The organism is Embleya sp. NPDC055664 (assembly GCF_053618075.1).
Genome location: NZ_JBSHGZ010000010.1, coordinates 188,104 through 213,711 on the forward strand (window position 1 = coordinate 188,104; position 25,608 = coordinate 213,711).

The 25,608-nt window shown below is 72.4% G+C and carries 26 protein-coding genes; 13 read left to right on the forward strand and 13 right to left on the reverse strand.

Translation table 11 applies throughout. The features are described from left to right. Positions 1-215 precede the first annotated feature (215 nt). The 3 genes from ACWGR4_RS19615 (at position 216) to ACWGR4_RS19625 (ending at position 2,782) form a co-directional block, all read left to right on the forward strand. Positions 216-950, forward strand: a complete 735-nt coding sequence (locus ACWGR4_RS19615) for a hypothetical protein (protein WP_380011161.1) — start codon at positions 216-218, stop codon at positions 948-950. A 63-nt stretch (positions 951-1,013) separates the two neighbouring features. Continuing rightward, positions 1,014-2,291: an MFS transporter gene (locus ACWGR4_RS19620; RefSeq protein ID WP_452130658.1), complete on the forward strand. Its 1,278-nt coding sequence runs from the start codon at positions 1,014-1,016 to the stop codon at positions 2,289-2,291. Positions 2,292-2,344: 53 nt separating this feature from the next. Next, on the forward strand, positions 2,345-2,782 hold the full coding sequence (locus tag ACWGR4_RS19625) for a nuclear transport factor 2 family protein (RefSeq protein ID WP_380011155.1): 438 nt from the start codon (positions 2,345-2,347) through the stop codon (positions 2,780-2,782). Here ACWGR4_RS19625 and ACWGR4_RS19630 read toward each other — a convergent pair. The 5 genes from ACWGR4_RS19630 to ACWGR4_RS19650 all read right to left on the reverse strand — a co-directional run bounded on the left by ACWGR4_RS19630 (position 2,752) and on the right by ACWGR4_RS19650 (position 8,147). Then, a complete protein-coding gene (locus ACWGR4_RS19630) occupies positions 2,752-3,555 on the reverse strand; it encodes an SAM-dependent methyltransferase (protein WP_380011152.1) in 804 nt (267 codons plus the stop codon). The two genes, ACWGR4_RS19625 and ACWGR4_RS19630, sit on opposite strands and share 31 nt — an antisense overlap. Before the next feature lie 163 nt (positions 3,556-3,718). Then, entirely contained in the window at positions 3,719-5,005 is a 1,287-nt protein-coding gene (locus ACWGR4_RS19635; RefSeq protein ID WP_380011149.1) for an amidohydrolase family protein, read from the reverse strand. Positions 5,006-5,011: 6 nt separating this feature from the next. Further along, positions 5,012-6,394 carry an amidohydrolase family protein gene (locus ACWGR4_RS19640; protein ID WP_452130657.1) on the reverse strand — a complete coding sequence of 461 codons (1,383 nt, stop codon included), beginning with the start codon at positions 6,392-6,394 and terminating at the stop codon, positions 5,012-5,014. A gap of 6 nt (positions 6,395-6,400) precedes the next feature. Beyond that, positions 6,401-7,291 (reverse strand): SDR family NAD(P)-dependent oxidoreductase, encoded by an 891-nt coding sequence (locus tag ACWGR4_RS19645; protein ID WP_452130656.1) that lies wholly within the window; start codon positions 7,289-7,291, stop codon positions 6,401-6,403. Between the two features lie 58 nt (positions 7,292-7,349). Continuing rightward, entirely contained in the window at positions 7,350-8,147 is a 798-nt protein-coding gene (locus ACWGR4_RS19650) for an acetoacetate decarboxylase family protein (RefSeq protein WP_380011140.1), read from the reverse strand. A 244-nt stretch (positions 8,148-8,391) separates the two neighbouring features. Here ACWGR4_RS19650 and ACWGR4_RS19655 point away from each other — a divergent pair, with 244 nt between their 5' ends. Together ACWGR4_RS19655 and ACWGR4_RS19660 are read left to right on the forward strand one after the other, a co-directional pair. After that, on the forward strand, positions 8,392-8,997 hold the full coding sequence (locus ACWGR4_RS19655; RefSeq protein ID WP_380011137.1) for a TetR/AcrR family transcriptional regulator: 606 nt from the start codon (positions 8,392-8,394) through the stop codon (positions 8,995-8,997). 891 nt (positions 8,998-9,888) lie between these two features. Then, on the forward strand, positions 9,889-10,938 hold the full coding sequence (locus tag ACWGR4_RS19660) for a response regulator (RefSeq protein WP_452130655.1): 1,050 nt from the start codon (positions 9,889-9,891) through the stop codon (positions 10,936-10,938). A gap of 206 nt (positions 10,939-11,144) precedes the next feature. Here the strand turns inward: ACWGR4_RS19660 and ACWGR4_RS19665 are convergent, their stop codons facing one another. Further along, positions 11,145-12,356, reverse strand: a complete 1,212-nt coding sequence (locus ACWGR4_RS19665; RefSeq protein WP_452130654.1) for a hypothetical protein — start codon at positions 12,354-12,356, stop codon at positions 11,145-11,147. Positions 12,357-12,453: 97 nt separating this feature from the next. Here ACWGR4_RS19665 and ACWGR4_RS19670 point away from each other — a divergent pair, with 97 nt between their 5' ends. The 3 genes from ACWGR4_RS19670 (at position 12,454) to ACWGR4_RS19680 (ending at position 14,610) form a co-directional block, all read left to right on the forward strand. Continuing rightward, the gene (locus tag ACWGR4_RS19670; protein WP_452130653.1) at positions 12,454-12,780 is read left to right on the forward strand and encodes a DUF6412 domain-containing protein; all 327 of its coding nucleotides are present in this window, start codon (positions 12,454-12,456) and stop codon (positions 12,778-12,780) included. 130 nt (positions 12,781-12,910) lie between these two features. Continuing rightward, the gene (locus ACWGR4_RS19675; RefSeq protein WP_452130652.1) at positions 12,911-13,594 is read left to right on the forward strand and encodes a YidC/Oxa1 family membrane protein insertase; all 684 of its coding nucleotides are present in this window, start codon (positions 12,911-12,913) and stop codon (positions 13,592-13,594) included. A 53-nt stretch (positions 13,595-13,647) separates the two neighbouring features. Beyond that, on the forward strand, positions 13,648-14,610 hold the full coding sequence (locus ACWGR4_RS19680) for an exonuclease domain-containing protein (RefSeq protein WP_452130651.1): 963 nt from the start codon (positions 13,648-13,650) through the stop codon (positions 14,608-14,610). A 33-nt stretch (positions 14,611-14,643) separates the two neighbouring features. Here the strand turns inward: ACWGR4_RS19680 and ACWGR4_RS19685 are convergent, their stop codons facing one another. Beyond that, entirely contained in the window at positions 14,644-15,336 is a 693-nt protein-coding gene (locus ACWGR4_RS19685) for an ABC transporter ATP-binding protein (RefSeq protein WP_380011119.1), read from the reverse strand. Between the two features lie 116 nt (positions 15,337-15,452). After that, positions 15,453-16,529: an ABC transporter permease gene (locus ACWGR4_RS19690; RefSeq protein ID WP_452130650.1), complete on the reverse strand. Its 1,077-nt coding sequence runs from the start codon at positions 16,527-16,529 to the stop codon at positions 15,453-15,455. 165 nt (positions 16,530-16,694) lie between these two features. Here ACWGR4_RS19690 and ACWGR4_RS19695 point away from each other — a divergent pair, with 165 nt between their 5' ends. From ACWGR4_RS19695 to ACWGR4_RS19705, 3 genes are all read left to right on the forward strand, one after another. After that, positions 16,695-18,032: a histidine kinase gene (locus ACWGR4_RS19695; protein WP_452134221.1), complete on the forward strand. Its 1,338-nt coding sequence runs from the start codon at positions 16,695-16,697 to the stop codon at positions 18,030-18,032. Then, the gene (locus tag ACWGR4_RS19700; protein ID WP_452130648.1) at positions 18,029-18,658 is read left to right on the forward strand and encodes a response regulator; all 630 of its coding nucleotides are present in this window, start codon (positions 18,029-18,031) and stop codon (positions 18,656-18,658) included. Before ACWGR4_RS19695 ends, ACWGR4_RS19700 begins: the two co-directional genes overlap by 4 nt. Positions 18,659-18,731: 73 nt before the next feature. Continuing rightward, complete coding sequence (locus ACWGR4_RS19705; RefSeq protein WP_380011110.1) at positions 18,732-19,817, forward strand: amidohydrolase family protein; 1,086 nt, start codon at positions 18,732-18,734, stop codon at positions 19,815-19,817. Between the two features lie 16 nt (positions 19,818-19,833). Here the strand turns inward: ACWGR4_RS19705 and ACWGR4_RS19710 are convergent, their stop codons facing one another. Then, positions 19,834-20,325, reverse strand: a complete 492-nt coding sequence (locus tag ACWGR4_RS19710) for a DUF6924 domain-containing protein (RefSeq protein WP_452130647.1) — start codon at positions 20,323-20,325, stop codon at positions 19,834-19,836. A 200-nt stretch (positions 20,326-20,525) separates the two neighbouring features. Between ACWGR4_RS19710 and ACWGR4_RS19715 the strand changes: the two genes are divergently transcribed. Beyond that, positions 20,526-20,720: a hypothetical protein gene (locus ACWGR4_RS19715; RefSeq protein ID WP_452130646.1), complete on the forward strand. Its 195-nt coding sequence runs from the start codon at positions 20,526-20,528 to the stop codon at positions 20,718-20,720. 1 nt (position 20,721) lies between these two features. Here ACWGR4_RS19715 and ACWGR4_RS19720 read toward each other — a convergent pair whose 3' ends face one another. The 4 genes from ACWGR4_RS19720 to ACWGR4_RS19735 are packed head-to-tail and all read right to left on the reverse strand — an operon-like array spanning position 20,722 to position 24,627. Further along, positions 20,722-21,402 (reverse strand): ABC transporter ATP-binding protein, encoded by a 681-nt coding sequence (locus tag ACWGR4_RS19720; RefSeq protein WP_380011086.1) that lies wholly within the window; start codon positions 21,400-21,402, stop codon positions 20,722-20,724. Further along, positions 21,402-22,142: an ABC transporter ATP-binding protein gene (locus ACWGR4_RS19725; RefSeq protein ID WP_380011089.1), complete on the reverse strand. Its 741-nt coding sequence runs from the start codon at positions 22,140-22,142 to the stop codon at positions 21,402-21,404. The genes ACWGR4_RS19720 and ACWGR4_RS19725 overlap by 1 nt, the downstream gene beginning before the upstream one ends. Then, positions 22,139-24,061, reverse strand: coding sequence for a branched-chain amino acid ABC transporter permease (locus tag ACWGR4_RS19730; protein ID WP_452130645.1), 1,923 nt, complete (start codon positions 24,059-24,061; stop codon positions 22,139-22,141). Before ACWGR4_RS19730 ends, ACWGR4_RS19725 begins: the two co-directional genes overlap by 4 nt. A gap of 5 nt (positions 24,062-24,066) precedes the next feature. After that, a complete protein-coding gene (locus tag ACWGR4_RS19735; RefSeq protein ID WP_452130644.1) occupies positions 24,067-24,627 on the reverse strand; it encodes a hypothetical protein in 561 nt (186 codons plus the stop codon). A 302-nt stretch (positions 24,628-24,929) separates the two neighbouring features. Here ACWGR4_RS19735 and ACWGR4_RS19740 point away from each other — a divergent pair, with 302 nt between their 5' ends. Continuing rightward, complete coding sequence (locus tag ACWGR4_RS19740) at positions 24,930-25,586, forward strand: hypothetical protein (RefSeq protein WP_380011098.1); 657 nt, start codon at positions 24,930-24,932, stop codon at positions 25,584-25,586. Positions 25,587-25,608 lie beyond the last annotated feature (22 nt).

A 25,608-nucleotide genomic window follows, 5' to 3' on the forward strand; every position in this document is an offset into this window, starting at 1 on the left:
GGTTCAGGGGTAGGACCGGCCCGGCGGCGCGACGGCTCGCGCGATCGGCCGGCATCGCCCACATCCCGCCGGCGTCGAGCGGCTGCACGGTGATCGTCCGACGCGCGCGGGGGTGGAGGGCATATTTTCTGCCACTTGTCCGACATCGTGGTCTTCCGTAGCGGGCCGTCATGGGCGACCGTGGAGACATCGACGCGCGGAGGGGTGACGTGGCGATGGAGCTTCACGATGTGTCCCTGCCCTGGTTTGTGGTCGGTGTGGCCGGCGCGGTGTCGTCTCTGGCGCTGCCCTGGTTCCAGACCCGGACCTATCGTCGGGCGCGCGCGCTCGACTTCGACGAGTCGCGCTACGGCACCACGCCCGACACGGTCTTCCGGGTCCCGATCACGCCGCTGAAGGTCTACGCGGAACCGGTCGCGGCGCGGGCGGTGGGGCTGCCGCTGGGTGTTGCCGGTGCGGTGTTGTTCCTGGTCTTCGGCCTGTGGCCGTCGATGCTCACGTGGTCGGTGTGCGGTGGCGTGACGATCCTGCTCACCCCGGTGCGCCGCGCGCTGGGCCTGCGGGTGACCCATCGGATCGCGCGGGACGTGCAGTTCCGCAACGGGCCGCTGCGCGATCGGGACGGCACGGTGATCGCCGAGCAGAGCTGGCCGCAGGTGGTGCGCACCTGGTACCGGCACGAGTACCGTGATCGGCCGCCGGGCGAGGACGATCTCTCGGTGGCGGTGCTCGGCAAGTTCTGGTGGCTGGCCGGACACCTGCTGTGCTGGCCGATCACCCTGCCGGGCACCCAGATCGTGCAAACCGCGATGTGCCAGAACCCGGCCTGGTCCCTCGGCCACGTGGGCGACGACGCGGGTGCGCCGTGGCTCGCCGATCTCGGCGAGGCGCGAACTCCTGTACAACGCGACTCCTCCGGAAAGGCTCGCCAGACCGCGCCGGACGGGTGACCGCCGCGTGGGTGACCACGTCCCCACCCGGTCGTTGGGCGGGGTGTGACTCGAAATGTCTCCATGGTCCGGATCGCGGCGGCGTCCTTCGTCGGTACCGCGATCGAGTTCTACGACTTCTTCGTCTACGGCACCGCCGCCGCCCTGGTGCTCGGGCCGCTGTTCTTTCCCGGCTTCTCGCCGATCGCCGGCACCCTCGCCGCGTTCGCGACCTACGCGGTCGGGTTCGTCGCGCGCCCGCTGGGTGCGGTGGTGTTCGGGCGCCTGGGCGATCGGCGCGGGCGGCGGCCGGTCCTGGTGGTGTCGCTCGTCCTGACCGGTGTGGCCACCGTGCTGGTCGGGCTGCTGCCGACCTACGAGCGGATCGGCGTGGCCGCGCCGATCCTGCTGGTGGTGTTTCGGTTCTGCCAGGGCTTCGGGGTGGGCGGCGAGTGGGGCGGCGCGGTGTTGCTGGCCGCCGAGCACGCACCGCCGGGGCGGCGGGCGTTGTGGGCCGGGATTCCCCAGGCCGGCCCCTCGATCGGGTTCCTGCTCGCCAACGGGCTGATGTTGATCCTGTCCGGGTCGCTGACCGACGCGCAGTTCCACGCGTGGGGCTGGCGGGTGCCGTTCCTGTTCGCCGGGGTGCTTGCGACCGGCGGGCTGCTGCTGCGCGCCTCGGTCGAGGAGACGCCCGCGTTTCGGGCGCTGGTGGCCGGCAACGAGACCTCGGCGAGTCCGGTCGCCGAGGTCCTGCGCGGGCACTGGCGCCTGGTCCTGCTCGCCGCGGGGGCGCTGGCCTGCGGCTACGTGGGCTTCTACCTGACCACCACGTGGTCCCTGCAGTACGCCGACGACCGGCCGACGGTGGGCCGCACCACGATGCTGGCCTGCATCATGATCGCGGTGTCCGGGATGGCCCTGGTCACCCCGCTGTTCGCCGTGGTGGGCGATCGGTACGGGCGCAAGCCGATGTGCCTGGTGGGCTGCGCGGGGATGGGCCTGTGGGCGTTCCCGATGCTCGGCCTGCTGGCCACCGGCGAGCCGATGTGGATGACCCTGGGATGCCTGGGCACGCTGGTCGCGTTCATGGCGATGTTCTCGGTGGTCGGGGCGTACCTGTCCGAGCTGTTCGAGCCGCGGGTGCGGTGTACCGGCGCGTCCACCGCGTACAACCTGGGCGGGGTGCTCGGCGGCGCGCTGACCCCGATGGTGGCCACCGAACTGGCCCGAGGCGACGGCACACCGTGGGGCGTCGCGGCCTATCTGGCGGGCGCGGCGACGGTGAGCGCGACCTGCCTGCTCCTGCTGCCCGAGACGAACGTGGTGCCCGTCACGGACGGTGAGCCCGCCGCGGCCTGATCCCACGCGGAGGCGATCTTCCATCGCGGGCCGATCTGCGCCAGGGTGCGGCCATGACCACGCATTCGACCGAACCGGCCGAGGCACGCCGCGCGCACCACACCCGCGTCGCCGAACGGCTGCTCGCCGCCGTCGGCGCCGGCGACCGCGCCGCCCAGGTGGCCTGCTACCACCCCGACGTCGTGCTCGAATTCCCCTACGCCGCGCCGCCGGTGCGGATCGAGGGCCGGGCCGCGGTGGAGACCTACCTCGCCATCGCGCTCGGCGTCTTCGAGCTGAGCCTGACGGTGACCCGGGTCCACGACTGCGTGGACCCGGACACCGTGATCGTCGAGTTCACCGGGACGGGTCGGGCCCGGACCACGGACCGGCCCTACGCCAACACCTACATCGCGGTGCTGACCTTTCGGGACGGTCTGGTGGTCGGGCAGCGCGAGTTCTACAACCCGGTGCCGGCCGCTCAGGCCTTGACCGCGACGCCCGCCAGCTGAGGCAGCTTCACCGCCGGGTCGCCGAGCGGGCCCTCGGGGCCCCACACGTCGACCGGAACCAGGCGGGCGGGCAGCAGTTCCAGTCCGCCGAAGATGGCCAGGATCCCGTCGTGCGAACGGGCGTGCATCTGCTGCACGTTGGACGAGTACTCGCTGAGCGCGCGGTCCATCCCGGCCGGGCGCTCCTCGCTGCGGTGCGCGTGGGACAGGGCCAGGTGGCTGCCGGGGACGGTGGCGTCCATGTACTGGCGCACCACGCCGACGGGGTCCGCCTCGTCCGGCAGGAAGTGCAGCACCGACACGATCAGCACGCCGACCGGCTGGGAGAAGTCGATCAGCTTGCGCACCTCGGGCGAGTCGATCACCTTGGCCGGATCGGTCAGGTCGGCGCCCACCACGGTCGCGTTCGGGTTGTCCGCGAGCAGCAGTTGGCTGTGCGCGACCGCGACCGGGTCGTTGTCCACGTACACCACACGCGCGTCCGGGTCGGCCTTGTGTGCGATCTCGTGCACATTGCCCACGGTCGGGATGCCCGAGCCCAGATCGAGGAACTGCCGGATGCCCAGGTCCAACAGGTGGTGGACGGCGCGGGTGAGGAAGACCCGGTTTCCGCGCAGCACGTCGCGCAACTCGGGCATCGCCTGGGTGACCAGCTCCGCGGCCTCGCGGTCGACCGCGAAGTTGTGCGCGCCGCCGAGCGCGTAGTCGTAGACGCGGGCGACGCTGGCGCGCGTGATGTCGATGTGCTCTGGAGCCCAGTCCGGTCGAGTCATGGCTCGGACTCTAAGCCGTGCCGACACGATTCACCGGAAAAATCGCCCGCCCGCCGGTACGAAGCCCTGTGCAAGGCGTCACACCCCCGGCGGCGGGAGCGGAACGAGGGTTCCACTCCCGCCACCGACAGCCTCGGCCGGCGCCGACCCGGCTCGACCGGCCCTACGGCTTGACGCCGGTCACCCCGACGAACGCCGGGCACTTGTCCGCGCCGACCGGGATGTCCTCCGGCGCGAGCGGTGCCCAGACCTGCTCGACCCTCGGGCCCACCCGGGCCGCGATCGGGGCCAGCGCGTCGAGGTCGAAGCCGTACAGCTTCGCCGCGTTGCCGCCGACCATGGCCGCGACCTCGACCGGGTCGATGCCGTTGTAAGTGAGCTGGAGCGCCTCGCGGCTGAACGGGTGGCTGGCCTCCTTGTGCGGGTAGTCGCTGCCCCACATGACCCGGTCCACGCCCACCTGGTAGCGCAGCTTGGCCTCGGCGGGACGCTGGAAGCTGGCCCCGACGTGGCACTGCCGGGCCCAGTACTCGCTGGGCTTGAGCGCCATCCGGCCGACCAGTTCGCTGCCCCACTCGTACTCCTGGGAGCCGACCGCGGTGCTCATCCGGTGCCAGTAGTAGTCCAGCCGCCGGGTCTCCTCCGGGATCCAGGCGGTGCCCTGCTCGGTGAAGACGAACTGGAGATCCGGATGGCGGTCCATCGCGCCGGAGACCACCAGGTGGGTGAACGCGCGGTGCGCCCACCAGGACACCTCGGTCAGGAACACCACCTTGTCCACGTCGGTGTCCCCGGCCGGCGGCGCCGCCGAGCCGGTGTGGTGGTTGAGCGGCATGCCCAACTCCTCGCACACCCGCCACAGCGGCTCGTAGTGCGCGTAGTCGAACATCGGCACCAGGCCGGAGCCGGGCGGGGTGCCGGGCAGCAGCACGCCGCCGGTGAGCCCCGCCTCCTTGGCCCAGCGGATCTCCTCCACCGCCGCCGGGATGTCGTGCAGCATGATCTGGACGATGCCCGCGCGGCGTCCGGGAGCCGCCGCGCAGAAGTCGACCATCCAACGGTTGTGCGCCTTCAGCCCCTCCCAACGCAGCGCCAGGTCACCGGCGTTCGCGGCGGGCGGCTGGTCGGTCAGCGACGGCTTGGGGAAGAACGGCGGCACGGTGTTCGGGAAGATCACCTCCGCGACCACCCCGTCCGCCTCCAGGTCGCGCAGCCGTCGATCGGAGTCCCAGTTGCGCGGACCCAGATCGCCCTTCAGGTCCGGGTACGGGATCTCGTAGCCGGCCACCCACGCGTCGAACTCGGCGTGCAGACGGGCCGGCAGGTAGTCGCGATAGCCGTGGATCTCGCCGCCGCCGTGGCAGTCGGCCGAGATCACCGTGTATCGCTCGGGCAGATCGGTGAACGGGGGGCCGCCCGGGACGGCGGGCGGGGTGGTGCGCTCGGTCATCGGGGATCAGACCTCCTGGGCCGGCGCGTTCGGGTTGATCGCGGCGCCCGTGTCGTGTCCGGTGAGCCAGTGCCGGCCGATCTCGGCGGCGGCGGCCCACTTGGTCGTCAGGTCCTTCGCCGAACCGTCCGCGTTCACCTGGCCGAGTGTCGCGGGGGTGACCCCGACCCGCTCGGCGTGCGGCTTCAGCGCGGCCAGGTCGAAGCCGTACACATCCGCGACCGCCTCGCCGAGCATCACGCGCGTCTCGGCGATCGGCACGTCGGAGAACGTCTTGCGCAGGATGTTCAGCGTCTCCGGCCAGGTGCCTTCCGGATGCGGGAAATCGTTACCCCAGCAGATGTTGCCGATGCCGATCTCGTAGCGCATGCCGATCTCGCGGCGCTTGGTGTTCGAGGCGCCGATGAAGCAGTTGCGGTCGAAGTACTCGCTCGGGAGCAGCTTGATCTCCTCGAACCCGGCCAACTTGGCCGCGCCACGCGAGCCGAGCAGCAGCCGGTCGGTGAACCACAGCAGGTTGCCCACCCACCAGCAGCCCGCCTCGGTCACCCCGAACCGCAACCTCGGGAACCGCTCGAACACGCCGGACCACAGCAGGAACCACAGCGGCCGGGACGGCCACCAGGTGACCTCGGTGACGTAGATGCCCAGGTGGTTCCCATACGCCTCGCGGTCGGCCGGACCCGAGTGGGTGACCACCGGCAGCTCCAGCTCCTCGCACAGCGCCCACACCGGGTCATACCTGCGGTCGTGGTACGGCGTCTGGTTCATCCACATCGCCGGGATCATCACCGCGCCCAGGCCGTCGGCCTTGATCCGGCGGATCTCCTTGAGTACGTCGTCCAAAGCCGCGGTGATCGGGATCAGCGCGACCCCGCGCCGCCGCTCCGGGCTGGTCTTGCACAACTCGGCCAGCCAGCGGTTGTGCGCCTGCGCGCCGGCCAGGCCCAGTTCGGGATCCAGGTCACCGGACAGGCCCAGGCCCGCGCCGAACGGCACACACGTACGCGACTCGACCGCGTCGGCGTCCGGGAAGATCACCTCGCCGACCACGCCGTCCTTGTCCAACTCCAGGTCGCGCCGGTCCACTTCCCAACCGCTGCGCAGCACCTCCTCGTTGGTCTCGAACCAGTTCGCCGCGAAGTCCTCGTTGCGCACGCCCAGATCGGTGATCGCCTTGAGTTGCGCCTCGCGCTCGGACATGAATTGGTCGAACGCCGCGTGGTGCTTCGTGGCGAGGTAGTCGCGATACAGCTCCGTGGGCAGGCCGGCGTGGGTGTCCGAGGAGATGATCGTGTAGGGGGTGGTGAGTTCGGCGTTGTCGCGCTGCCCGATGTGTTCGGTCGTCTGCTCGGGTGTCGTCTGCTCGGTCGTCGCTTGCTCAGTCATCGTCGCTCACTTGTCCAGGACGAAGGTCTCGAGGTACGAGGGGTTGCTGCGGTCGAGCATGCTGCGCGACCGTGCGGTGATCTGGGCGTCGCTGTGCTCGCTCGCGGGCAGGATCCAGAACCGGTTCTCCCGGATGCCGTCGAGCACGTCGGCAGCGACCGACTCGACCGGGGTGAACTCGATCTCCCGCCCCGCGTCGCGCATCGCCTTCTCCCACGCGTCGAGCGTGTTGTAGGGAGTCTTGCGCGGTACCGACTTGGCGAAGCGCTCGGGTCGGTTGCGGTACGACTCCCACAGGCCGGTACGCAACATCTTCGGTCCCGGGAACAGCACGGACGCGCCCAACTTGGCGCGTACCTGGCCCAGTTGCGCGTACAGCGCCTCGGTCATGGTGACCACGGCGGCCTTGGTGGTGGCGTATACCGAAGCGTTCGGCAGCGGGGCGATGCCGCCGTCGCCGGAGGAGGTGTTGACGATGTGCCCGGGGGTGTCCTGCGCGAGCATCCTCGGGACGAACGCCTGGATGCCGTTGAAGACGCCGAACACGTTGACGGCGAAGCACCAGTCCCAGTCCTTGGGGTCGTGCTCCCACATCTTGCCCTCGGAGCCGGACCCGATCCCCGCGTTGTTGCACAACACGTCCACCGCGCCGAAGTGTTCGAACGCGGCGTCGGCCAGCGCGAATACGGATTCGCGCACCGACACGTCCACCACGTGTCCGAACGCCTGTCCGCCCGCATCGGTGATCCGCACGACCGCCTTGTCCAGCGCGCCCTGTTCGATGTCGCCGAGCACGACCTTCATGCCCTCGGCGGCGAACCGTTCGGCCATCGCGAGCCCGATGCCGCTCGCGGCGCCGGTGACGACGGCGACTCTGCCGTCGAATTCCTGCAGCATGTGTCCCGTTCCCTTGTCGTCTGTTTGTCGTCGCTGCCGTTGCCGTGTCTGCGGCGTGCTACTTCGTGGCGGGCGGCGGGTCGTCGGTGATCTGCTGCACGTCGTCGTAGCGCTGGTGGATGTACGGCAGCACCAGGTCGGCCTTGACCCGCTCGGCGACGAAACCCTGCTGGTCGGAGGTGCGCTCGCTGAGGGTGATCGAGATCAGCCTGCGGACCGGGAGGTCGGCGACGGGATCGAAGTCCGAGTCGCGCAGGATCACCTCGCCGGTCACGGTGTGTGCGCTGCGGGTGCGCTCGTTGCGGGTGACGTGGACCAGGAGCGGGTCTGCGTCGAAGCCGTCGCCGTCCACGGCGGGCAGGAACTTGTAGTAGAAGCTGAGCGTCTGCCGGGGCTCGGGCAGCGGCAGTTCCTCGCCGACCGTGCCGCGGACCTCGATGTAGGTGACGCCCATCCGGTTCACGGTGGCCACGACGGAGTCGCCGTCGCGCTCGACCTTGACGTCGGCCAGCTTCTTCGGCTCGCCGAACACCTCCCGGCCGCCGATCACGGCACGCTCGGTGGTCATCGGCATGGTCAGCGTGTAGTCGCCCTCGATGTCGCCGTGCTTGCAGCGCACCGCGATCGCGCCCGCGCCGAGCGGGTAGCCGTTGATGTCGCAGCCGGAGATGTTCGCCCGGACCAGCGGCCGGTCGGCGGGCACCAGCGGCGGCGGCAGTACGGCCGCGATCACCTCGGGGTCGGTCTCCCAGATCGCCATCACGCCGGTGGACCAGATCTCCGGAAGGCTGGACCGTTCCCGGGAGGACTTCTTCAGCGCCTCCGCCGGCCGGGCGCCGTACCGAATGCGTGCCACGTACCTCACCTCTTCCGCTCGTGCCGTGCTCGTGCGTGTGCTTGCGCCTGTGCTCGGTGCTCGGGTGCTCGGGTGCTCGTGCGAGGGCTGCGCGCGGGTCGTCGACCCCCGTTGTCGCGATCTCGTGCGCAGTGGTGCCGGTTGCTCTGTAACACTGTTACACCGGTGGGTCGGCGAGGTAAAGACCTGCGGCCCGGTTGACCGTGTATCGGGCCGGCGGCCCGGGGCGCGAGAATGGGACGTGATGGACAGGATCACGCGAGACACCGTGCTCGACACCGCCATGCGTCTCGTCATGGAATCCGGTATCGAGAACCTCAGCATGCGCAAACTGGCCGCCGAGTTGGGCGTGGCGGTCACCTCGATCTACTGGCACGTGGGCAACCGCGACGTGCTGGTCGACCAACTGGTGGATCGGGTGATCGCGGAGATGGGCGCGATCTCGGTGGACGGGAGCACGCCGGTCGAGCGGGTCGTCTCGATCGCGCGATCGACCCGGCGGATGATCCTGGAGCGCCCGCACCTGGTCGGCCTGGTCCGCGAGCGCGGCCTGGAGTCACTGATGATGTTGCCCGCCCGCAAGGCGCTGGTGCACGAGATGACGGCGGCCGGCCTGCGGGGCGCGCGGGCGGGCGAGGCGGTCCAGGCGGTGCAGTACCAGGTCGCCGGCTTCGTGATGCTGGAGCGGGCCCTGGAGAACAGCGCGGCCGAACCGCCGGCGGTGGACGAGTGGCGAGCCGAGCTGGCCCACGACGACCCGGAACTGGCGGACAGCCTGAACAACGTCACCGACGGCGACCGACTGTTCGTGCTGTCGGTCCGAGCGCTGGTGGAGTCGCTGCTGGGGTGAGCGGCCCGCGCGGCGGAACCTGGGCCGAGCCGTACCCGGGGGCGTGGATCACCCCGGCGCCATCACCCGTCCGGCGCGGTCTGGCGAGCCTTTCCGGACGCATCGCGTTGTACAGGAGTTCGCGCCTCGCCGAGATCGGCGAGCCACGGCGCGCCCACACCCGCTCCTCGGGCCGTCCCGTAAGCCCGGATCCGCTCGAAGACGGCCGGCCGGCGGTTGGTGCAGATGTCCGGCGTTTGCCGTTCTTCTGCCGCGCGGGCCGATTCTGCTCGGCTAGCCTCGACCCATCTGCAATCCGTCCCCTGAACCTGGACACGACGACGGGTCGAACCCGGGCCCACGATCGAGAAGGACCGTGTCTCGGTGACTGGCGGGTACGACTCGGCGAAGGTGCGAGCGGCGCTTCAGGTGTGCCCGAGGTGTGGCTGGGCGCCTGAGCAGGGAATCGGCGTACGGTGCGGCACCGTCGGGGTGTTGCCGGCTCGTTGCCGAACGTTGGCCGAACTCCGTTGCGGGGCCTGCAACATGCGGCGGCCGATCGAGAATCGTGTCCTCAGGCGCGGCATCCGGCAAGGTCCGGCCGCGCACGTCGACGGACCGAGAAGAGAACATGACCCATCCTTTGTTATCCCTCCGGGCAGCCCTCGTCTTCCTCCTTGCGGGGTTGACCGGCGCCGGGGGTGGTGTACTGACCGCGATGTCCGGCTCCGGCCACTCGCAGTCGGTGCTCTATGGCGCCACGGTGTTCGGGTTTGCGGTGGGTTTCTTCGACCGCATCGTCGGTCCGGGGCACGGGTGCTCCACTCCTGTCGCGGGGAACCCGACCGGGGAACCGACTCGCCTGCCTTCCGTCCGCGACTGACGAGGGATCGTATGGGATCACTCCGCCCCTTGGACGCAGGAATCACCAAGGAGTGCCGCGACTTCGTCGAGGCACTCCGGCACCTGTTCGGCTTGCTGGACATCTCCGTTCGCGGCTACGGCGCACAGCGCTTCCGCGACGCCGGGAGCATCTCCCGGTTCCTCAGCGGCGCACGCATTCCGCCGTGGAAGTTCGTCGCCGAACTTCTGGACGATGTCGGCGAGTGTCAGGAACAGCCGCTGTCTCCGGACGAGGTCGCGCGCGTGCGACGCCTTCATCGGGCAGCGCTGCGACACAGCGGAGTAGCGGCCGGCCCGGTCAAGGCCGCTCTCGAACTGCAACTCGCGGAAGCCGAGTTGGACGCCCGTCGTTCGACCGTGGAGGAGGGGGTGATCGGCGACGCCCTCCTCGACCGCAGTCACCGAATAGTCGAACTCGAGACGCGGCTGACGCGGCTTGAGGCGACCTGGGTCGGATCGGAGCCGCCTCCACACCACACCGTCCTCGAATCGGAGCATGACGTGCTCGCGATGCAGGTGGGCAGGCTGTCGGCCGAGTTGGAAACCGCCCGACGCCGGGGGATGGACGCCGAGGCACGTTGCGACATGCTGGAACGGCAACTTGCCGCGTTGGAACGGAATTGGCCGCGCCCTGCGGATCCGACCGGCGGGGCACAACCCAAGATACTGCTGGTCGACGACCAGCCGAACAACCTCCTGGCGCTGGAGGAGGTCGTCGCCGCGCCGGGTTATGACGTGGTCTCCGTCAGGTCGGGGCATGAGGCGCTCAAGGCCCTGCTCGACCACGACGACTTCGCGGTGATCATCCTCGACGTGCAGATGCCGGGCATGGACGGGTACGAGACCGCGGCCCACATCAAACGACGGTCCCGAACGCGCAGCATCCCCATTATTTTTTTGACCGCGATGGGTCTCGATGCCGCACATTCGATCCGCGGCTACTCGGCGGGAGCTGTCGACTACATCGTCAAGCCCTTTGACCCGTGGGCGCTCCGGGCCAAGGTTGCCGTGTTCATCGAGATCCATCTCGAACGCCGCGAGCGCGGCACAGGCCTGTGACTCGGGGTACTCGAAGCGCAATTCGTCCGGGGAGGCTGCGGGTCGGAAGGCGGCCATGATGGCGCCGATCCTCCGGATCCAGGAACAGCAGCGGCCGGGCTGTCCGCGTGCATCGAGGGGGTCGCGGGATTTGTGGGGTGGGGTTCCGGGGTGGCGCATTCGTTTGTAGCGGGCCGCCGACGTCCCGCGTTGTGTGTGGGTGAGGTTCAGGGTTCGGGGGTGGGTGGGGGTGGGCCGGCGAGGATTCGGCGCCAGGTGGTGGGGGTCAGGGTGGATTGGGATTCCTGGTGGGTGATGCGGGTGAGGGTGTGTGTGGGGAACGTGAGGGCGATGGTGGCGGACCACAGGGCGCCGGGGATTCGGCGGGGTTCCCGGCGCAGGCTCAGGGATTCTTCCGCGGTGTCGCGGTAGGGCTCGAGGCGTAGTGCGATGCGGAGTATTTCCCGTGCGGCGCGGCGGCGGCCGGCTCGGGCGGCGGTCCATACGCCCGCGTGGGCCTGGCGGGTGCGGACGTCGGGGCGGCCCCATGGCATCGAGGGTGGCGTTTCGCCCCGGGAGACCGCGATCAGCGCGGCGACCAGGTCCGTGCCGCTCGCGGCGGCGTTGCCCGGTTCGGCCAGATGGGGGCGGACGTCCAGCCAGGCCGGGCCCGACGTGGTGCGCACGGCGTCCAGGGACAGGGCGCCGTGCCAGCCGAGGTGGCCGCCGAGCATGGCCACCTGTTCGCGGATGTCGGGGGCGACCACGCTGCGCCGCACCGCCGGGCCGTGCAGATGCTCGTACGCGTGCACCGCGACCAGTCGGCCGTGCTCGAACACCGCCTGGGCGGACAGGACCGGACCCGCCGCGGGCTCCTGCACCAGCACCCCGGCGCCGTCCACGAACGCGCCGGCGCGGTCCAACTCGTCGGCCAGGTGCAGCAGTTGTTCGCGCCGTTCGACCCGATGCGAGCCGAGCAGGGTCTTGACGTAGAGCGGCGGGTCGGCGACCTGGCGCAGTTCCTCGGCGGTGTGCACCACCACCGTCCCGGCGGGCTGCGGCATGCCGATCTCGGTCAGCGTAATTGCCGCCGAGGCGCGGTCCGCGACGCGGCGCAGCGCGGCGAACGACGGTACGGCCAGGGCCACTTTGTGCGCGGTGATCCGCTCCGGGGCCCGGGCCAGCACCGCGACGTGCTCGTCGGTGGGCAGCAGCACGTCGTACGGCTCGGCCCCGAGCACCGCTTCCGCCCGGGCCAGCCAAGCCCACGGATCCGTGCCGAAGGCGGGCACCTCGTACACCCTCGTCACCGACCGGGGGCGACCCGGGATCGGCCGACCGGGCGGCGCCAACACCGCCGGCTCGTGCCCCGATCGCCCGACCGCCACCGCGATCTGACGTGACGTCACCCCGAAGCCGTCCCCTAGCAGCACGCGCACGGGGGTCATCCTGGCACACCCGCCCGCCGTCGGAGCGGGCGGAATTCGTCGGCTCGGGGCTGCGTGTGGGGCGGTCGGGCGGAATAGGATGATGTGCATGTATCGCCAGGGTCGGATCACCGCGTCGACATCGCCGCTCGCGGCGTTGCTCGTGCTGATCGGCCTCGGGCTGTTCGTGGACGGGGCGTTGCCCGCCCTGGTCGCCGTCGCGATGACCGTCGTCCTCGCGCTGGCCGGTGCCGCCGCGGCCTGGGCGCCCTCCGCCGAGTGGGCGCAGGTGCGCGGCGCGGCGCTGCGCAGACAGGCCGACCGGCTGGCCTTCCTGCCCTCGCGCGACCCCGACGGGCCGGGTCGAGCACGGCCCCGAGCGCCGGGAACGGGCCCGGCGGCCCACCGCCGACCCGACCGCTTCGGCATCGCGTAGCTCCGGCGCCGGCCCGCGCACCCGCTCCTGCACCCGGTCACGCTTGCGCTTCCGATCCCGATCCCGGTCCGGTGATTTCGGCACGGCCGCCCGACGCATCCCGATTCCCGCGTCACGGAAGGCCCTTCCCATGTTCGGCATCCCCGTCCTCGGCGTCGCGCACGACGCCCTGCTCACCCTCGCCGACGCGCTCGCGCCGCTGCTCGGCACCGGCTCGGTGGCCGGCGCCGTGGTCGTGTTCACCGCGTGTGTCCGGCTCGCCCTCGTCCCGCCGGCCTACGCCCAGGCCCGCGCCGAGGTGGCCCGCGTCCGGCTCGCCCCGCAGGTCGAGCGGCTGCGCCGGAGGTATGCCCGGGATCCGCAGCGGCTCGCCCGCGAACTCGGCGCGCTGCACCGGCGATCCGGTACCTCGATGTTCGCCGGCGTACTCCCGGCCCTGGCCGGACTGCCGTTCCTGTTCCTGACCTACCGGCTCTTCGACGGCGACCGCGACCTCCTCGGCCACACCCTCGCGGGCGCGCCGCTCGGCCTGCACCCGGTGGCCGGCCTCGGCGGGCCGCATACGCCCGTACTGCTCGCCCTGACCGCGCTGATCGCGGGCGTGGCGTGGCTCCAGTACCGCCGGGCCGCCGCGGTGCCGAACACCCCCGCCCTGCTGCGGTGGATGCCCTTCGCCACGGTCCTGACCGCCGCGTTCGTGCCGCTCGCGGTCGGCCTGTACCTGCTCACGAGCACCGCGTGGACCACCGCCGAGCGGCCGCTGTTGCGCCGACTGGCGACGGCTCGTGCGGATCGCGTCGTACCCGGGCACTAGCGTTTCGGGCAGTGACGACGTGAATCTGATCCGCGATCGGAAAAGGGCACCCCATGGCAACGAACAAGTTCGGCGCGACCTGTGCCACGTGCACGACCTATGTCAAGGCCGGCGACGGGCTGTTGATCCGCCGGGACGGCAAGTGGGTTACGTACTGCGCCGATTGCGGCGAGCCGAAGCCCGCCGCGCCGCCGCGCGGCAATCACGACGGCTGGCACCGGGGGCCGATGGCCGCGTTCGACGTGGAGACGTCCGGAGTCGATCCGCTGACCGATTTCATCGTCACCGCCGCCCTGGTGGACTCGACCGGCACCCGGCGGTCGTGGTTGATCGACCCGGGGGAGCGGGAGATTCCCGCCGAGGCGACCGCGATCCACGGGATCGACACCGTGCGCGCCCGGGCCGAGGGACGGCAACCCGCCCTGTGCCTGGCCGAGATCGGCGAGGCGATGGCCGAATACCTGGCCGCCGGCACCCCGATCGCGATCTACAACGCGCCGTTCGACCTGACCATCCTGCAGGCCGAGCTGCACCGCCACAATCTGCCGCAACTCCCGTACACCGCACCGATCATCGACCCGTTGGTGATCGACAAGCAGCTCGACCGCTACCGCAAGGGCAAGCGCACCCTCGCGGCCACCAGCGCGTTCTACGAGGTGGTGCTCACCGACGCGCACACCGCCGACGGCGACGCGCTGGCATGCCTGCTGCTCGCGCAGGATCTGGGCGCGCGTTTCCCGGAGTTGGCCGCCGACTCGCTGCGCACGCTGCACGAGAAGCAGGTGCAGTGGTACGCGGAGCAGGCGGCCTCGCTGCAGAGCTACTTCGACCGGCGCAACCCGGACGGCGGCGGCGCGGTCGTCGATCCGAACTGGCCGGTGATTCCCGGCGGTCCGGACGGGCCGGGCTCGCCGAGCCTGCCGGGCACCACCGGCGGATCGAGCGCGTGGCGGGCGGCGGACGCGGAGCCGAGCCTGTCCGGGTCGAGCGCGTGGCGGCCGGAGGCGGGGGAGTAGCCGGCGGCGCACGAAGCCGCCCGGCACCGGGCGCTACGCCGTCGCGAGCGCGCGCAGCCGGCCGTCGATCAGTTCCACCGCCCGGTCCGCGTGCGGCAGGTGGCTGCGGTCGTGGGTGACCAGGACCGTGGCCGCGCCGCTCGTGCGGGTCAGGTCGGCGAGCAACGCCACGATCGCCGCGCCGCGTTCGTGGTCCAGCGCGCCGGTGGGTTCGTCGACCAGGAGCACGCTCGGCTCGTGCATCAGCGCCCGGGCGATGTTCACCCGCTGCCGCTGGCCGCCGGAGAGCCGGTGCGGGCGATGCTCCGCCCGGTCCGCGAGGCCGACCCGGTCGAGCAGTTCCAGCGCCCGGGCGCGGGCCTTGCGCGCACTGCCGCCGGCCAGGTGCGCCATCACCTGAAGCTGCTCGACACACGTCAACGAGGCGAGCAGGTTCGGCTGTTGGAACACGATCCCGATGGTGCTCCGGCGCAATCGGGCCCGCTCGGCCGGCCGCAGGGCCACCGCGTCCAGGCCGGCGATCGACACGCGGCCCGTGTCCGGCGTGGTCAGCGTGGCGGCGACGGCGAGCAGGCTCGACTTGCCGGACCCCGACGGCCCGACCACGGCGGTCAACGTCCCGGGCGGCACCGCCAGCGAGACCCGGTCCAGCGCGGTCAGCCGACCGTCGCCGTCGGGATAGGTGAGCGTCACGTCGGCGAGTTCCAGGCCGGGGGACGGGTGCATGGCGGGCCTCTTCTCGGGCGTGGGGGAATCGGGCTGCGGGGCCATGGCCGTGTGGTTCCTCGCCGTGCGGTTCATCGGTGGGTGGTTCATCGGTGGGTGGTTCATCGCCGTACACCTCACCGGATCCCGCCGAGCGCGGTGTGCGGGTCGACCGAGGTCACCCGACGCACCGCGAGTCCCGCGCCGACCATGCCGAGCAGGATCAACACCGCCCCCGGCAGGACCGTGGTCGAGGCGTCCACCACGTACGGCACCCCCGCCGGTGCGACCGCGCCGAACAGCGCGGCGACGCCGATGCCGACGGTGGTGCCCGCGAGCAGCACCAGGAACGCCTGGCCGAGCGCGTCGCGCAGCAGGTAGCCGGTGGGTGCGCCGAGGGCCTTGAGTACCGCCACGTCGCCCGCCCGCTGGATGGTCCAGACGGTGAAGAACGCGCCGACCACGAGCGCCGAGATGGCGAACAGGAACCCGCGCATCAGCTGCAGCGAGCCGTTCTCGGCGGTGTACGACCCGATCGCCTTCCGGGCGTCGCCGATCGAGGTGCTGCGCGTGCCGATCGCCCGGTCCGCCGCCCCGGTGTGCCCGCCGGCCAGGTCGAGCACGATCACCGTCGCGTGCGGGCCGCCGCGCCGCGGTCCCGGGCGCAGCGGTTGCCAGTCGGCGAGGGTGGTCCACGCGACCGGCGCGTGGCTGTACGAGGATCCCGACACCACGGCGGCGACGGTCAGCACGGTGTCCGCGCCCACGGTCAGCCGCTCGCCGACCCGTACGCGCAGCTCGTCGGCCAGGCCCCGGGACAACACCACCGTCCCGGGGGCCAGCCCGGCGGGGGCCATCGGCCCGCCCGGCTCCACGCCGAACGCCGCCGCGGCGGTGGTCCGCGTACCGACCCCGAGCCGGGTCATCGCGATGCCGAGCGGCGCGGCCGAGCGCACCCCGGGCTGCTCCGCCCAGCGCTGCCACTGCGCCTGCTCCACGGTCGAGTCGGCGAACGAGACACCCTGTCCGGGGGCGGGCGCGGCGAACGCGAGCCGATCGGCCGGCAGCGCGTCGATCGCCGACGTATTGGCCCGCCCCAGCCCCACGGTCAGCCCGGACACCAACCCGACCAGCGCGGTGACCAGCACCACGGTGACGATCATCAGGGCGAACCGCCCCCGGGCGAACACGAGGTCCCGCAACGCTACGAACACAACGCCAAGCCTGGTCGCCGGCCGCTTCCGCGTCATCGATCGGGTTGACCGGCCCCGGTCAACCTTTTGATCGATGGCTGCTCCACCCGCCCCGGTTAGCCTTGACCCGATATGTACGCCGGTATCCCGAACCCCGTCTCCGTGCCCCGCACGCTCCGCGCCTGTATGCATGCGCTGGTCGCGCTGCTGCTCGCGGTGGCCGCGCTGCGCGCCCTCGTCGGCACCGACGCCTCCGCGGTACGGACCGCGCTGATCCCGATCGCCGCCGCGGTCACGGCCGCGGTGTACGTGGTGGGCAACCTGACCCCCTCGGTGGGGCCGTCGCGGCGGGCCTCGGTGTGGTGGCTGGGCGCGCTGACGTTGTCCTGGTGCGGGTTGTACGCGCTCACGGCGGAGGGGATCTGGTTCGCCTTCCCACTGTTCTTCCTGGTTCCGCACCTGCTGTCGGTACGGGTCGCGCTGCCTGTGGTGGGCGGGCTCGCGGTGATCGCCGTCGGGGGCTACGCGGCCCATCGCGGCGCGGTGTCGTTGGGCATGGTGCTCGGTCCGCTGCTGGGCGCGGCGGTCGCGGTGGCCACCGTGCTGGGCTACCAGGCGCTGCACCGGGAGAGCGAGGCGCGGCGCCGCCTCGTGGAGGACGTGGTCGCGGCCCGGGCCTCGCTCGCGGCGGCGGAGCGGCGCGCGGGGGTGTTGGCGGAGCGGGAGCGGCTGGCCCGGGAGATCCACGACACGCTCGCGCAGGGCTTCAGCAGCATCCAGTTGTTGCTGCGCGCGGCCGAGCGGGCGCTGCCGGCGGATCCGACGGCGGCCGATCGGCACGTACGGCTGGCGCGCGTCACCGCGACCGACAGCCTGGCGGAGGCGCGGCGGTTCGTCCGGGCGCTGGCGCCGCCGGAGTTGGACGACTCCTCGCTGCCGGCGGCGCTGGAGCGGCTGTGCGCGCGGACGGCCGCCGAGGCGGACTTGGACGTGCGCTTCCATCGCACGGGGGAGGCGGCCGGGCTGCCGACGGCCGTCGAGGTGGCGCTGCTGCGGATCGCCCAGTCGGCGCTCGGGAACACGGTGCGGCACGCGGGCGCGTCCCGGGCCGAGGTGACGCTCAGCCACATGGAGGCGTCGGTGACGCTCGACGTGGTGGACGACGGATGCGGGTTCGATCCGGCCGCGCGCCCGGTCGGGGCGGATCGGGGCGGAACCGCCGGCACCGGCTTCGGGCTGGCGGCAATGCGGACTCGGGCGGCCGAACTGGGCGGAGCGCTGACGGTGGAGTCGGGTCCGGGCCAGGGGGCGGCGATCGCGGTGACGTTTACGGTGCCGGCGGGGGAGCGGACGGGGGCTTTGCCGGCGCCTGCGGGGGAGCGGACCGAGGGCCTTTCGACACCTGCGCGGGAGGGGGCCGGGGCCCTTCCGGTGCCTGAGACCGACGACCCCGGGACCGTCCCGGCGCCCGCCCGAGACTGGCCGGAGACCCTGCCGGCCCCCGCGGACAGGGCCGCGCGGTGATCCGGTTGTTGTTGGCCGACGACCATCCCGTCGTCCGCGCCGGGCTGCGCGCCGTGTTGGCGGCCGAGCCCGACTTCGAGGTGGTGGGCGAGGCGGACACCGCGGAGCGCGCGGTCGAGTTGGCCGGCTCCCTCGCGCCCGACGTGGTGCTGATGGACCTGCGCTTCGGCCCCGGCGCCATGCACGGCAACGCGGCCACGGCGGCCATCGCGGCGCTGCCCCGCGCCCCGCACGTCCTGGTGCTGACCACCTACGACACCGACGCGGACATCCTGGCCGCGGTCGAATCGGGCGCGCTGGGCTACCTGCTCAAGGACGCCCCGCCGGAGGAATTGGCGGCGGCGGTACGAACGGCCGCCGCCGGCGAGTCGGCGCTCGCGCCCCGGATCGCGGGCCGCCTGCTGAGCCGACTGCGCCGGCCGCAACCGGTGTTGAGCCCGAGGGAGATCGAGGTGCTGGGGCTGGTCGCGGAGGGGTTGTCGAACCTGGCGATCAGCAAGGCGCTGTTCCTGAGCCAGGCGACGGTCAAATCCCACCTGGTGCACATCTACGCAAAGCTGGAGGTCGACTCCCGAACGGCCGCCGTGGCCGCGGGGGTCAGGCGGGGACTGGTGAAACGAGGGTGAAGCCCGCCCTCGACCTCGGCGGCGGTGGTACGCAGCGGTGGGGTCGGGGGTGGTCAGGTCGTAGGGTCTCGGCATGACCGTGCTGCACGTGAAGGGCCGCGTTCTGGTCGGCCCCGAGGATGTCCGTGACGAGATGTGGGTGATCGGCGGGCGGATCACCTTCGAGCGGCCGACGTCGCTCGCCGTCGACGCCACATTGGAAGGGTGGGTACTGCCCGGCCTGGTCGACGCGCACTGCCATGTCGGGATCGACGCGCACGGCGCGGTCGACGCGCCGACCGCCGAGCGCCAGGCGATCACCGACCGGGACGCGGGCGCGCTGCTGCTGCGCGACGCGGGCTCGGCCGCCGACACCCGCTGGATCGACGGCCGCGAGGACCTGCCCCGGCTGATCCGCGCGGGGCGGCATCTGGCCCGGCCCAAGCGCTACATCCGCAACTACGCGCACGAGATCGAGCCGGGTGACCTGACCGCGTTCGTGATCCAGGAGGCCCGGCGCGGCGACGGCTGGGTCAAGCTGGTCGGCGACTGGATCGACCGGGACACCGGTGACCTGTCGCCGCTGTGGCCCAAGGACGCCCTCCAGGAGGCGATCGCCGCCGCGCACGCCGAGGGTGCCCGGGTCACCGCGCACTGCTTCGCCGAGAACTCGCTCCCGGACCTGGTGGAGGCGGGCATCGACTGCATCGAACACGCCACCGGATTGACCGCGGACCTGATCCCGCTGTTCGCCGAGCGGGGCGTGGCGATCGTGCCGACCCTGGTGAACATCGCCACCTTCCCCGGGATCGCCGACCAGGCGGGCGCCAAGTTCCCGACCTACGCCGCGCACATGCGCGCGCTGCACGCCAACCGCTATGCCACGGTGCGAGCCGCCTACGACGCGGGCATCCCGATCTTCGTGGGCACCGACGCGGGCGGCTCGCTGCCGCACGGCCTGGTCGCCGACGAGGTCGCGGAGTTGGTCGCGGCCGGCATCCCGGCCCGCGACGCGCTGTCCGCCGCGTGCTGGTCCGCCCGCCGCTGGCTCGGCCGGGACGCGATCGCCGAGGGCGCGTCGGCCGACGTGGTGGTGTATTCGGCCGATCCGCGAGCCGATGTGGGGGTATTGGCCGACCCGCGCGCCGTGGTGCTGCGGGGCACGGTGATGCCGCGCTGACCGCTTCGCGGCGGGATCAGTCCGCGAGGGGCCGCAGGACGCCGTCGGGCTCCGACCGGGCATGCGCGGCGTACTCCCCGAAGGACAGGTTCGCGATTCCCAGGTTGGCCTGCACGTCGTGCACGGCGGCCGGCTCGGTTCGGAACTCGCGTAGGGGTGGGTCGTCGACCGGATCCGGGTTCTCGTCCTCGGGCCGGGTGTCGAGGGCGAGCAGCGCGCGGTCGGTGGAGCGCATCGCGTGCCGGTCGGCGACGAACACCACGAACTCGTTCTCGCCCCGGCGGACCGCGGCGACGATGTCGTCGGGCCCGGCGTCCGCCCAGGCGGGATCCTCGACGAGGAGCAGGCCCATGTTGAACTCCCCGTCCCGCCCCCGGGATTGCGACAACTCCGCGACCACGGCCGCCCAGCCCGCGGCGTCGGTGTAGTCGGTCCTGATCACCACGGCGGTGAACTCGTCGTGCTCCTCGATCCGGGGCAACACGCCGATCTCCTCTCGGTAGGCCACGCTCGACCCTGGCACTCGCCGCCGACATCCCGCGGGCCCGCCGGCCGTGGCCGAAAACCGCCCCCGCGCGGGGCCGCCGGAGTGACCCGGCGACACTCCGCCCCCGCCCGGTCGTTGAACGCCGTGTCCGTCGACGTGGTTCGACGGGCGCGGCGTCGGGGCATGGGACCTCGGGGCCGGCGCAGCGAAAGGCAGCCCCCGTGCGAGGTTCGGCCCTGATCGCCCCCAACCCCGATCCGCACCACCGCCGCCCGTTCGGCATGGTGCCCCTGCCCTACCGGGTGACCGATATCCCCGGCCCCACCCTGGGCCCCGCCCCCGCCGCACCCCTCGGCCTCCCACCGGTGACCGGGCTCGACGCGCCGGAGCCGTGGTATCGCGCCGAAGGGCGTTGACCTACACGCGGTGGGCGCTGTCCGGGTGGGACTCGTATTCGGTCGGGTCGCCTCCGAAGGTGATCGTGCCTCGGCTGAGGGCGTAGACGACCTCGGCGCGGCGCAGCGCTTCGCCCGTGTGTTGTTCGACCAGGATCACCGTGCGCTCGGCCGTGGCCAGGCCGGCCACCACGTCGTACAGGTGGGCCGCCACGCGGGGGGCCAGGCCCTGGCTGAGTTCGTCCAGGAGCAGGAGCCTGGCGGGGGTGAGCAGGGCCCGGCTCACCGCGAGCATCTGCTGCTCGCCGCCGGAGAGCGTGCCGGCCCGCTGCCTCAGCCGATCGGCCAGCACCGGGAACGCGGTCAGGGCCGGCGCCGTGTCGCGGCCGTCGGCGAACAGGCGCAGGTTGTCGGCCACGCTCAGGCCGGCGAACACCCCGCCCCGCTCCGGGATCAGGGTCAGGCCGGCACGGGCGCGGCGGTCGGCGGGCCAGGCGGTGATGTCCACCCCGTCCCAGGTGATCGTGCCGGCGGTGGGCCGGACCAGTCCGGCCAGCGTGTCGAGGAGCGTGCTGCGGCCCGAGCCGTTGCGGCCGACCAGGGCGGTGAGGGCACCGGCGGGGATGTCCAGGTCCACGCCGTGCAGCGCCTCGACCGGGCCGTGCCGGACCCGAAGTCCGGCGACCGACAGGGTGATCGGCATCAGAGGTACACCTCCCGGGCCCGCGCGTCGCGGCGGATCTCGTCCGGGGTGCCGGCCGCGACGATCCGGCCCGCGGCCATCACGTGCACCGTGTCGGCCACCCCGAACACCAGGTCCATGTCGTGTTCGACCAGCAGGATCGCCAGGCCGTCGGCGGCCAGCGCGCGCAGTTCGCGGCGCAGCCGCTCGGTCTGCGCGTCGTCGAGCCCGCTGGCCGGCTCGTCCAAGAGCAGTACCGACGGGGACGCCGCCAGCGCGCGGGCCAGTTCGACCATCCGCAGTATCCCGGCCGGGAGTTCGCCGGCCGGGGTGTACGCGTGTTCGGTGAGCGCGAGCCGGTCCAAGGCCGCCTCCACCGCGTCCCGGGTCCGTCCTCGGGCGGGATCCGGCAGCCCGAGCAGGCGGGCCGGGGCGGAGGATCCGGACCGGTTCTCCGCGGCCACCCGCAGGTTGTCCACCACCGTCAGACTGGGGAAGACCGACACCGTCTGAAACGTCCGGGCCAGCCCGAGCCGGGCCCTCCGGTGCGCGGGCAGTCGGGTCACGTCGCGCGCGCCCAGGTACACCCGTCCGGCGTCGACCCGGCCACCCGCCAGGCAGTCGAACAGGGTGCTCTTGCCCGCCCCGTTCGGCCCGATCACCGCTGTCACCACCCCCGGCGGCACGGTCAGGTCGACCCCGTCCACGGCCCGCAGCCCGTCGAACCGGCGGACCACTCCCTCGGCCCGCAGCGCGCTCACCCGCCCACCTCCGCCCGGCCCGACCGCACCCGCTCGCGCAGGGTGCGGCCCAGCGGGCTGAGCCGGACCGGCGGGGGCGGCGCGGCGGGCACCGGCGCCGGCCCCGCGGCCAGGCGCAGGAGCGTCGCCGAGACACCGCCCGGCATCCGGGACAGCAGTACCGCCAGGCCGCCGATCACGATCGTGGACATGCCCGCCGTGGTGGCCGCGTCCAGGGCGACCACCAGGCCGGCGGCCAACACCGCGCCCGCAGCGCTGTCCACGCCGAACACCACCACCGCGGCGAACCAGACCAGGCCGAGCACCGGATCGAAGGCCGCCGCGTCGAAGGCTCGCCCACCCATCCCGAGCAGCGCGCCGCCGAGCCCGGCCACACCGGCGCTGACCGCGAAGACGAAGACCTTGGCCGAGGAGACGTCCACGCCGGCCGCCGCCGCGCCGCGCTCGTGGTCGCGCACCGCGACCAGCATCCGGCCGAGCCGGCTCACGTGCAGCCGGCGAACCACCAGGAGCACCAGGACGAGGCAGGCCAACTCCAGGGCGTAGAAGGAGCGTTCGCCGTCGAACGGCCACGGGTGGTCGAGCGCGAGGTCGGTGGTGAAGCGCGGCTGGGCGAAGACGAACCGGCTGACCACCGCGGCCACCGCGAACGTGGTCAGCGCCAGGGTCAGCCCGCGCCGCCGGATCGCCGGCCACCCGGTCAGCAGGCCCACCGGCACCACCAGGAGCGCGGCCAGGAACAGCGCGAGCAGGGCCGGGACACCCCGGCCGGTCAGCTGCGCCGCGAACAACGCGCCGAGTCCGGCGAAGCCGGCCTGGCCGAGCGAGATCTGGCCGGCGTACCCGGTGAGCATCACCAGCGACACGAATACGATCGCCATCGCCGGCACCTGCTGCGCGACCCGCAGATGTTCCGCGCCCAACGCGAGCGGCGCCGCGGCGACCGCGACGAACGGCACCCACCAGCCCATCGGCGCGCTCTCCCCGTGCCCGGTCCCTATCCGGGCCCCGGCCGCGCGTTGCGGGTCGGGGCCGCCGACCTCGACCATGCGGGGCAGTACCAGGAGCGCGACCAGCATCACCACCACGAACAGGTTCGCCTGGAGCGCCTGGATCAGCCCCCACGAGTCGACTTCGAGCCGGGACAACTCGCTCTGCCCCACCCCGATGGCCAGCGCCGCCAGGATCGCCACCGGCAGACTGGCCAGCCGGGCCACCACCGCGACCCCGATGGTCTCCAGGACGAGCAGGGTCAGTCCGTACGGATCCAGCCGCAGGTGCGGCGCGAGCAACACGCCGGTCAGCCCCGCCAGCATCGACCCGAAGGCCCACCCGGCCGCGGCGACGCGGTCGGCCGGCACCCCGGACAACTCGGCCAGCGCCCGCCGGTCCACCACCGCGCGCAGCCGCACCCCGAAGCGGGTGAACCGGGTGACGACGGCGACCAGGACGGCGACCGCGGCCACCACGCCCAGTTCGACCAGCGTCCCCTTGGCCACCGACGTGTCGCCCGGCAGGCCGACCGTGCCCGTCGGCACGATCGAGGGTGGGTCGAGCCGGGCCTGCGTACCCCAGGCCAGCGTGGCCACGCCGACCAGGAGCACGAACACGCCCAGCGAGGCGACCAGCATCCGGGCCGGACCGGCCCCCTCGCGGTGCAGCCCGCGAAAGACGAAGCGCTCCAGGACCAGGCCGAGCGCCGGCGCCACCACGCCCACGTCGAGCAGCACCGCCGCCCACAGCGGCCAGCCCCACACGCGCACCTGCTGCCAGACGAGGTAGGCCACGATCATCGCGAGCGCGCCGAAGGACAGGTTGAACACGCCGGTGGCCCGGTAGGTGGTGATCATCCCGACCGCCGCGAGCGCCGCGATCGCGCCCACGCCCAGGCCGGCGAGCGCCAGTTCGACGGTGAGCACGGCGCTCAGCCGTCGGCGCCGGGCGCGCTCGGCCCGTCGGTCCCGACATCGCCCCCGGAGACCCCGTCCGACCGCTCACCGGTCTCCCGGAGGCCGGGCCGCTCATCGGCCACACCGGGATCGCACACCCGGCACGGCCGCAAATCCCGGTCCCGCACCGCCGCCGCGTCCACCGGCGTCACCCCGTTCTTGCCCCGCACCAGCGAGCACCCGCTCCGGTGATAGCGCGCCCCGCCCGGGACCGTCACCCACGCCGCCCCGGCACCCGCCTCGCTCGCCGCCTCGGCCGGCTCCGGCTCGACCAGCAACTCGTACAGCCGGCCCATCATCCGCCGCAACTCCGCGTTCTCGACGCTCGTTCCGGCAGGGGCCTGCGCCGTCCCGCGCCGGGTCCCCACCACGAGTACCGCGCCGGCGACGATCAGCGCGGCGCCCGGAATGGTGGCCGACGCCAGGTAGGGCAGTTGGCGCGCCTCGTACCGTTCACCCGACACGCCGTACCACCCCACCGCGCACAGCAGCGCCCCGCACAACCCGACGAGCCAGCCGCCGTGCGTGCGCGCCAACCGCCGCAAACCCTCGATGGCCGGGGGCGCGGCGGCCGTACGCTGTCTTTCGGCAAGGGGGTTCGCCTTTCCCGTGGAACCTGCCGAGTTCGTCGAACCTGCCATATGGTCCACCCGTCGAATCCGCCCGATTGCGTATCGGTGCCTCAGCGTAGTTCGCCGGGATCTGGTCATACGGCCCGGAACACGATTGGATACCGAGTCGCGCATGGCAACATGACTTGCCGGTAACCCAGGTACTACCTGGCTACATCAACAGCAACAGGACGCCGGGCGACCGGCGGAACGGGTGGTGAACGCACGTGAGCGTGGACTTGATCAACGAGCGGGCCAAGCAGAACGGCACCGGTGTGGGTCGGCGCAAGGGCGCGCGCCGTGCGCTGCTGGCCCTGCCGCTGGTGGCGGTGCTGGTGATGTCCGGGTGTAGCAGCGACGACAAGGACGACAAGAAGGACAGCAAGTCGTCGCAGTCGGCGAGCGCGCCGGCCGCGGGCGGTCAGACGAGCGCCGCGACTCCGCCGTCGACCGCCGCCTCCTCGCCCGCCGCCTCGGGCGGCAGCACCGGCGCCCCCGCGACCGGCGGCAGCGGCTCGACCACGTTGACCGGCGAGGAGAAGAAGGTCGCCGACAACTGGGACAAGCTGTTCGACAACGCCCAGCCGCTCGACGCGCGCAAGGCGGTCCTGGAGGACGCGAACAAGATGGGCGCGCTCGTCGAGACGCTCGCCAACGACCCGCTGGCCAAGTCGGTCACCTCCAAGACCACCGCGGTGAAGATCAACGGGGACACCGCCGACGTCACGTTCGACATCCTGCTCGCCGGCACCCCGGCGCTGCCCGGCCAAAACGGCAAGGCGGTCAAGCAGGACGGCACCTGGAAGGTCAGCCTGGGCACCGTCTGCACGCTGGTCGGCGCGCTCAAGCCGGGCACCGTCGCCCCGGGTTGCCCGACGGCCTGACGCCCCACTCCGCACGGGCGGG

What these genes read in the sequence shown, in the direction of transcription:
- ACWGR4_RS19615 (WP_380011161.1), top strand. Translation starts at nt 216, where the DNA reads ATGGAGCTTCACGATGTGTCCCTGCCCTGGTTTGTGGTCGGTGTGGCC.
- ACWGR4_RS19620 (WP_452130658.1), top strand. Translation starts at nt 1,014, where the DNA reads ATGGTCCGGATCGCGGCGGCGTCCTTCGTCGGTACCGCGATCGAGTTC.
- ACWGR4_RS19625 (WP_380011155.1), top strand. Translation starts at nt 2,345, where the DNA reads ATGACCACGCATTCGACCGAACCGGCCGAGGCACGCCGCGCGCACCAC.
- ACWGR4_RS19630 (WP_380011152.1), bottom strand. Translation starts at nt 3,555, where the DNA reads ATGACTCGACCGGACTGGGCTCCAGAGCACATCGACATCACGCGCGCC.
- ACWGR4_RS19635 (WP_380011149.1), bottom strand. Translation starts at nt 5,005, where the DNA reads ATGACCGAGCGCACCACCCCGCCCGCCGTCCCGGGCGGCCCCCCGTTC.
- ACWGR4_RS19640 (WP_452130657.1), bottom strand. Translation starts at nt 6,394, where the DNA reads ATGACTGAGCAAGCGACGACCGAGCAGACGACACCCGAGCAGACGACC.
- ACWGR4_RS19645 (WP_452130656.1), bottom strand. Translation starts at nt 7,291, where the DNA reads ATGCTGCAGGAATTCGACGGCAGAGTCGCCGTCGTCACCGGCGCCGCG.
- ACWGR4_RS19655 (WP_380011137.1), top strand. Translation starts at nt 8,392, where the DNA reads ATGGACAGGATCACGCGAGACACCGTGCTCGACACCGCCATGCGTCTC.
- ACWGR4_RS19670 (WP_452130653.1), top strand. Translation starts at nt 12,454, where the DNA reads ATGTATCGCCAGGGTCGGATCACCGCGTCGACATCGCCGCTCGCGGCG.
- ACWGR4_RS19675 (WP_452130652.1), top strand. Translation starts at nt 12,911, where the DNA reads ATGTTCGGCATCCCCGTCCTCGGCGTCGCGCACGACGCCCTGCTCACC.
- ACWGR4_RS19680 (WP_452130651.1), top strand. Translation starts at nt 13,648, where the DNA reads ATGGCAACGAACAAGTTCGGCGCGACCTGTGCCACGTGCACGACCTAT.
- ACWGR4_RS19685 (WP_380011119.1), bottom strand. Translation starts at nt 15,336, where the DNA reads ATGCACCCGTCCCCCGGCCTGGAACTCGCCGACGTGACGCTCACCTAT.
- ACWGR4_RS19695 (WP_452134221.1), top strand. Translation starts at nt 16,695, where the DNA reads ATGCATGCGCTGGTCGCGCTGCTGCTCGCGGTGGCCGCGCTGCGCGCC.
- ACWGR4_RS19705 (WP_380011110.1), top strand. Translation starts at nt 18,732, where the DNA reads ATGACCGTGCTGCACGTGAAGGGCCGCGTTCTGGTCGGCCCCGAGGAT.
- ACWGR4_RS19720 (WP_380011086.1), bottom strand. Translation starts at nt 21,402, where the DNA reads ATGCCGATCACCCTGTCGGTCGCCGGACTTCGGGTCCGGCACGGCCCG.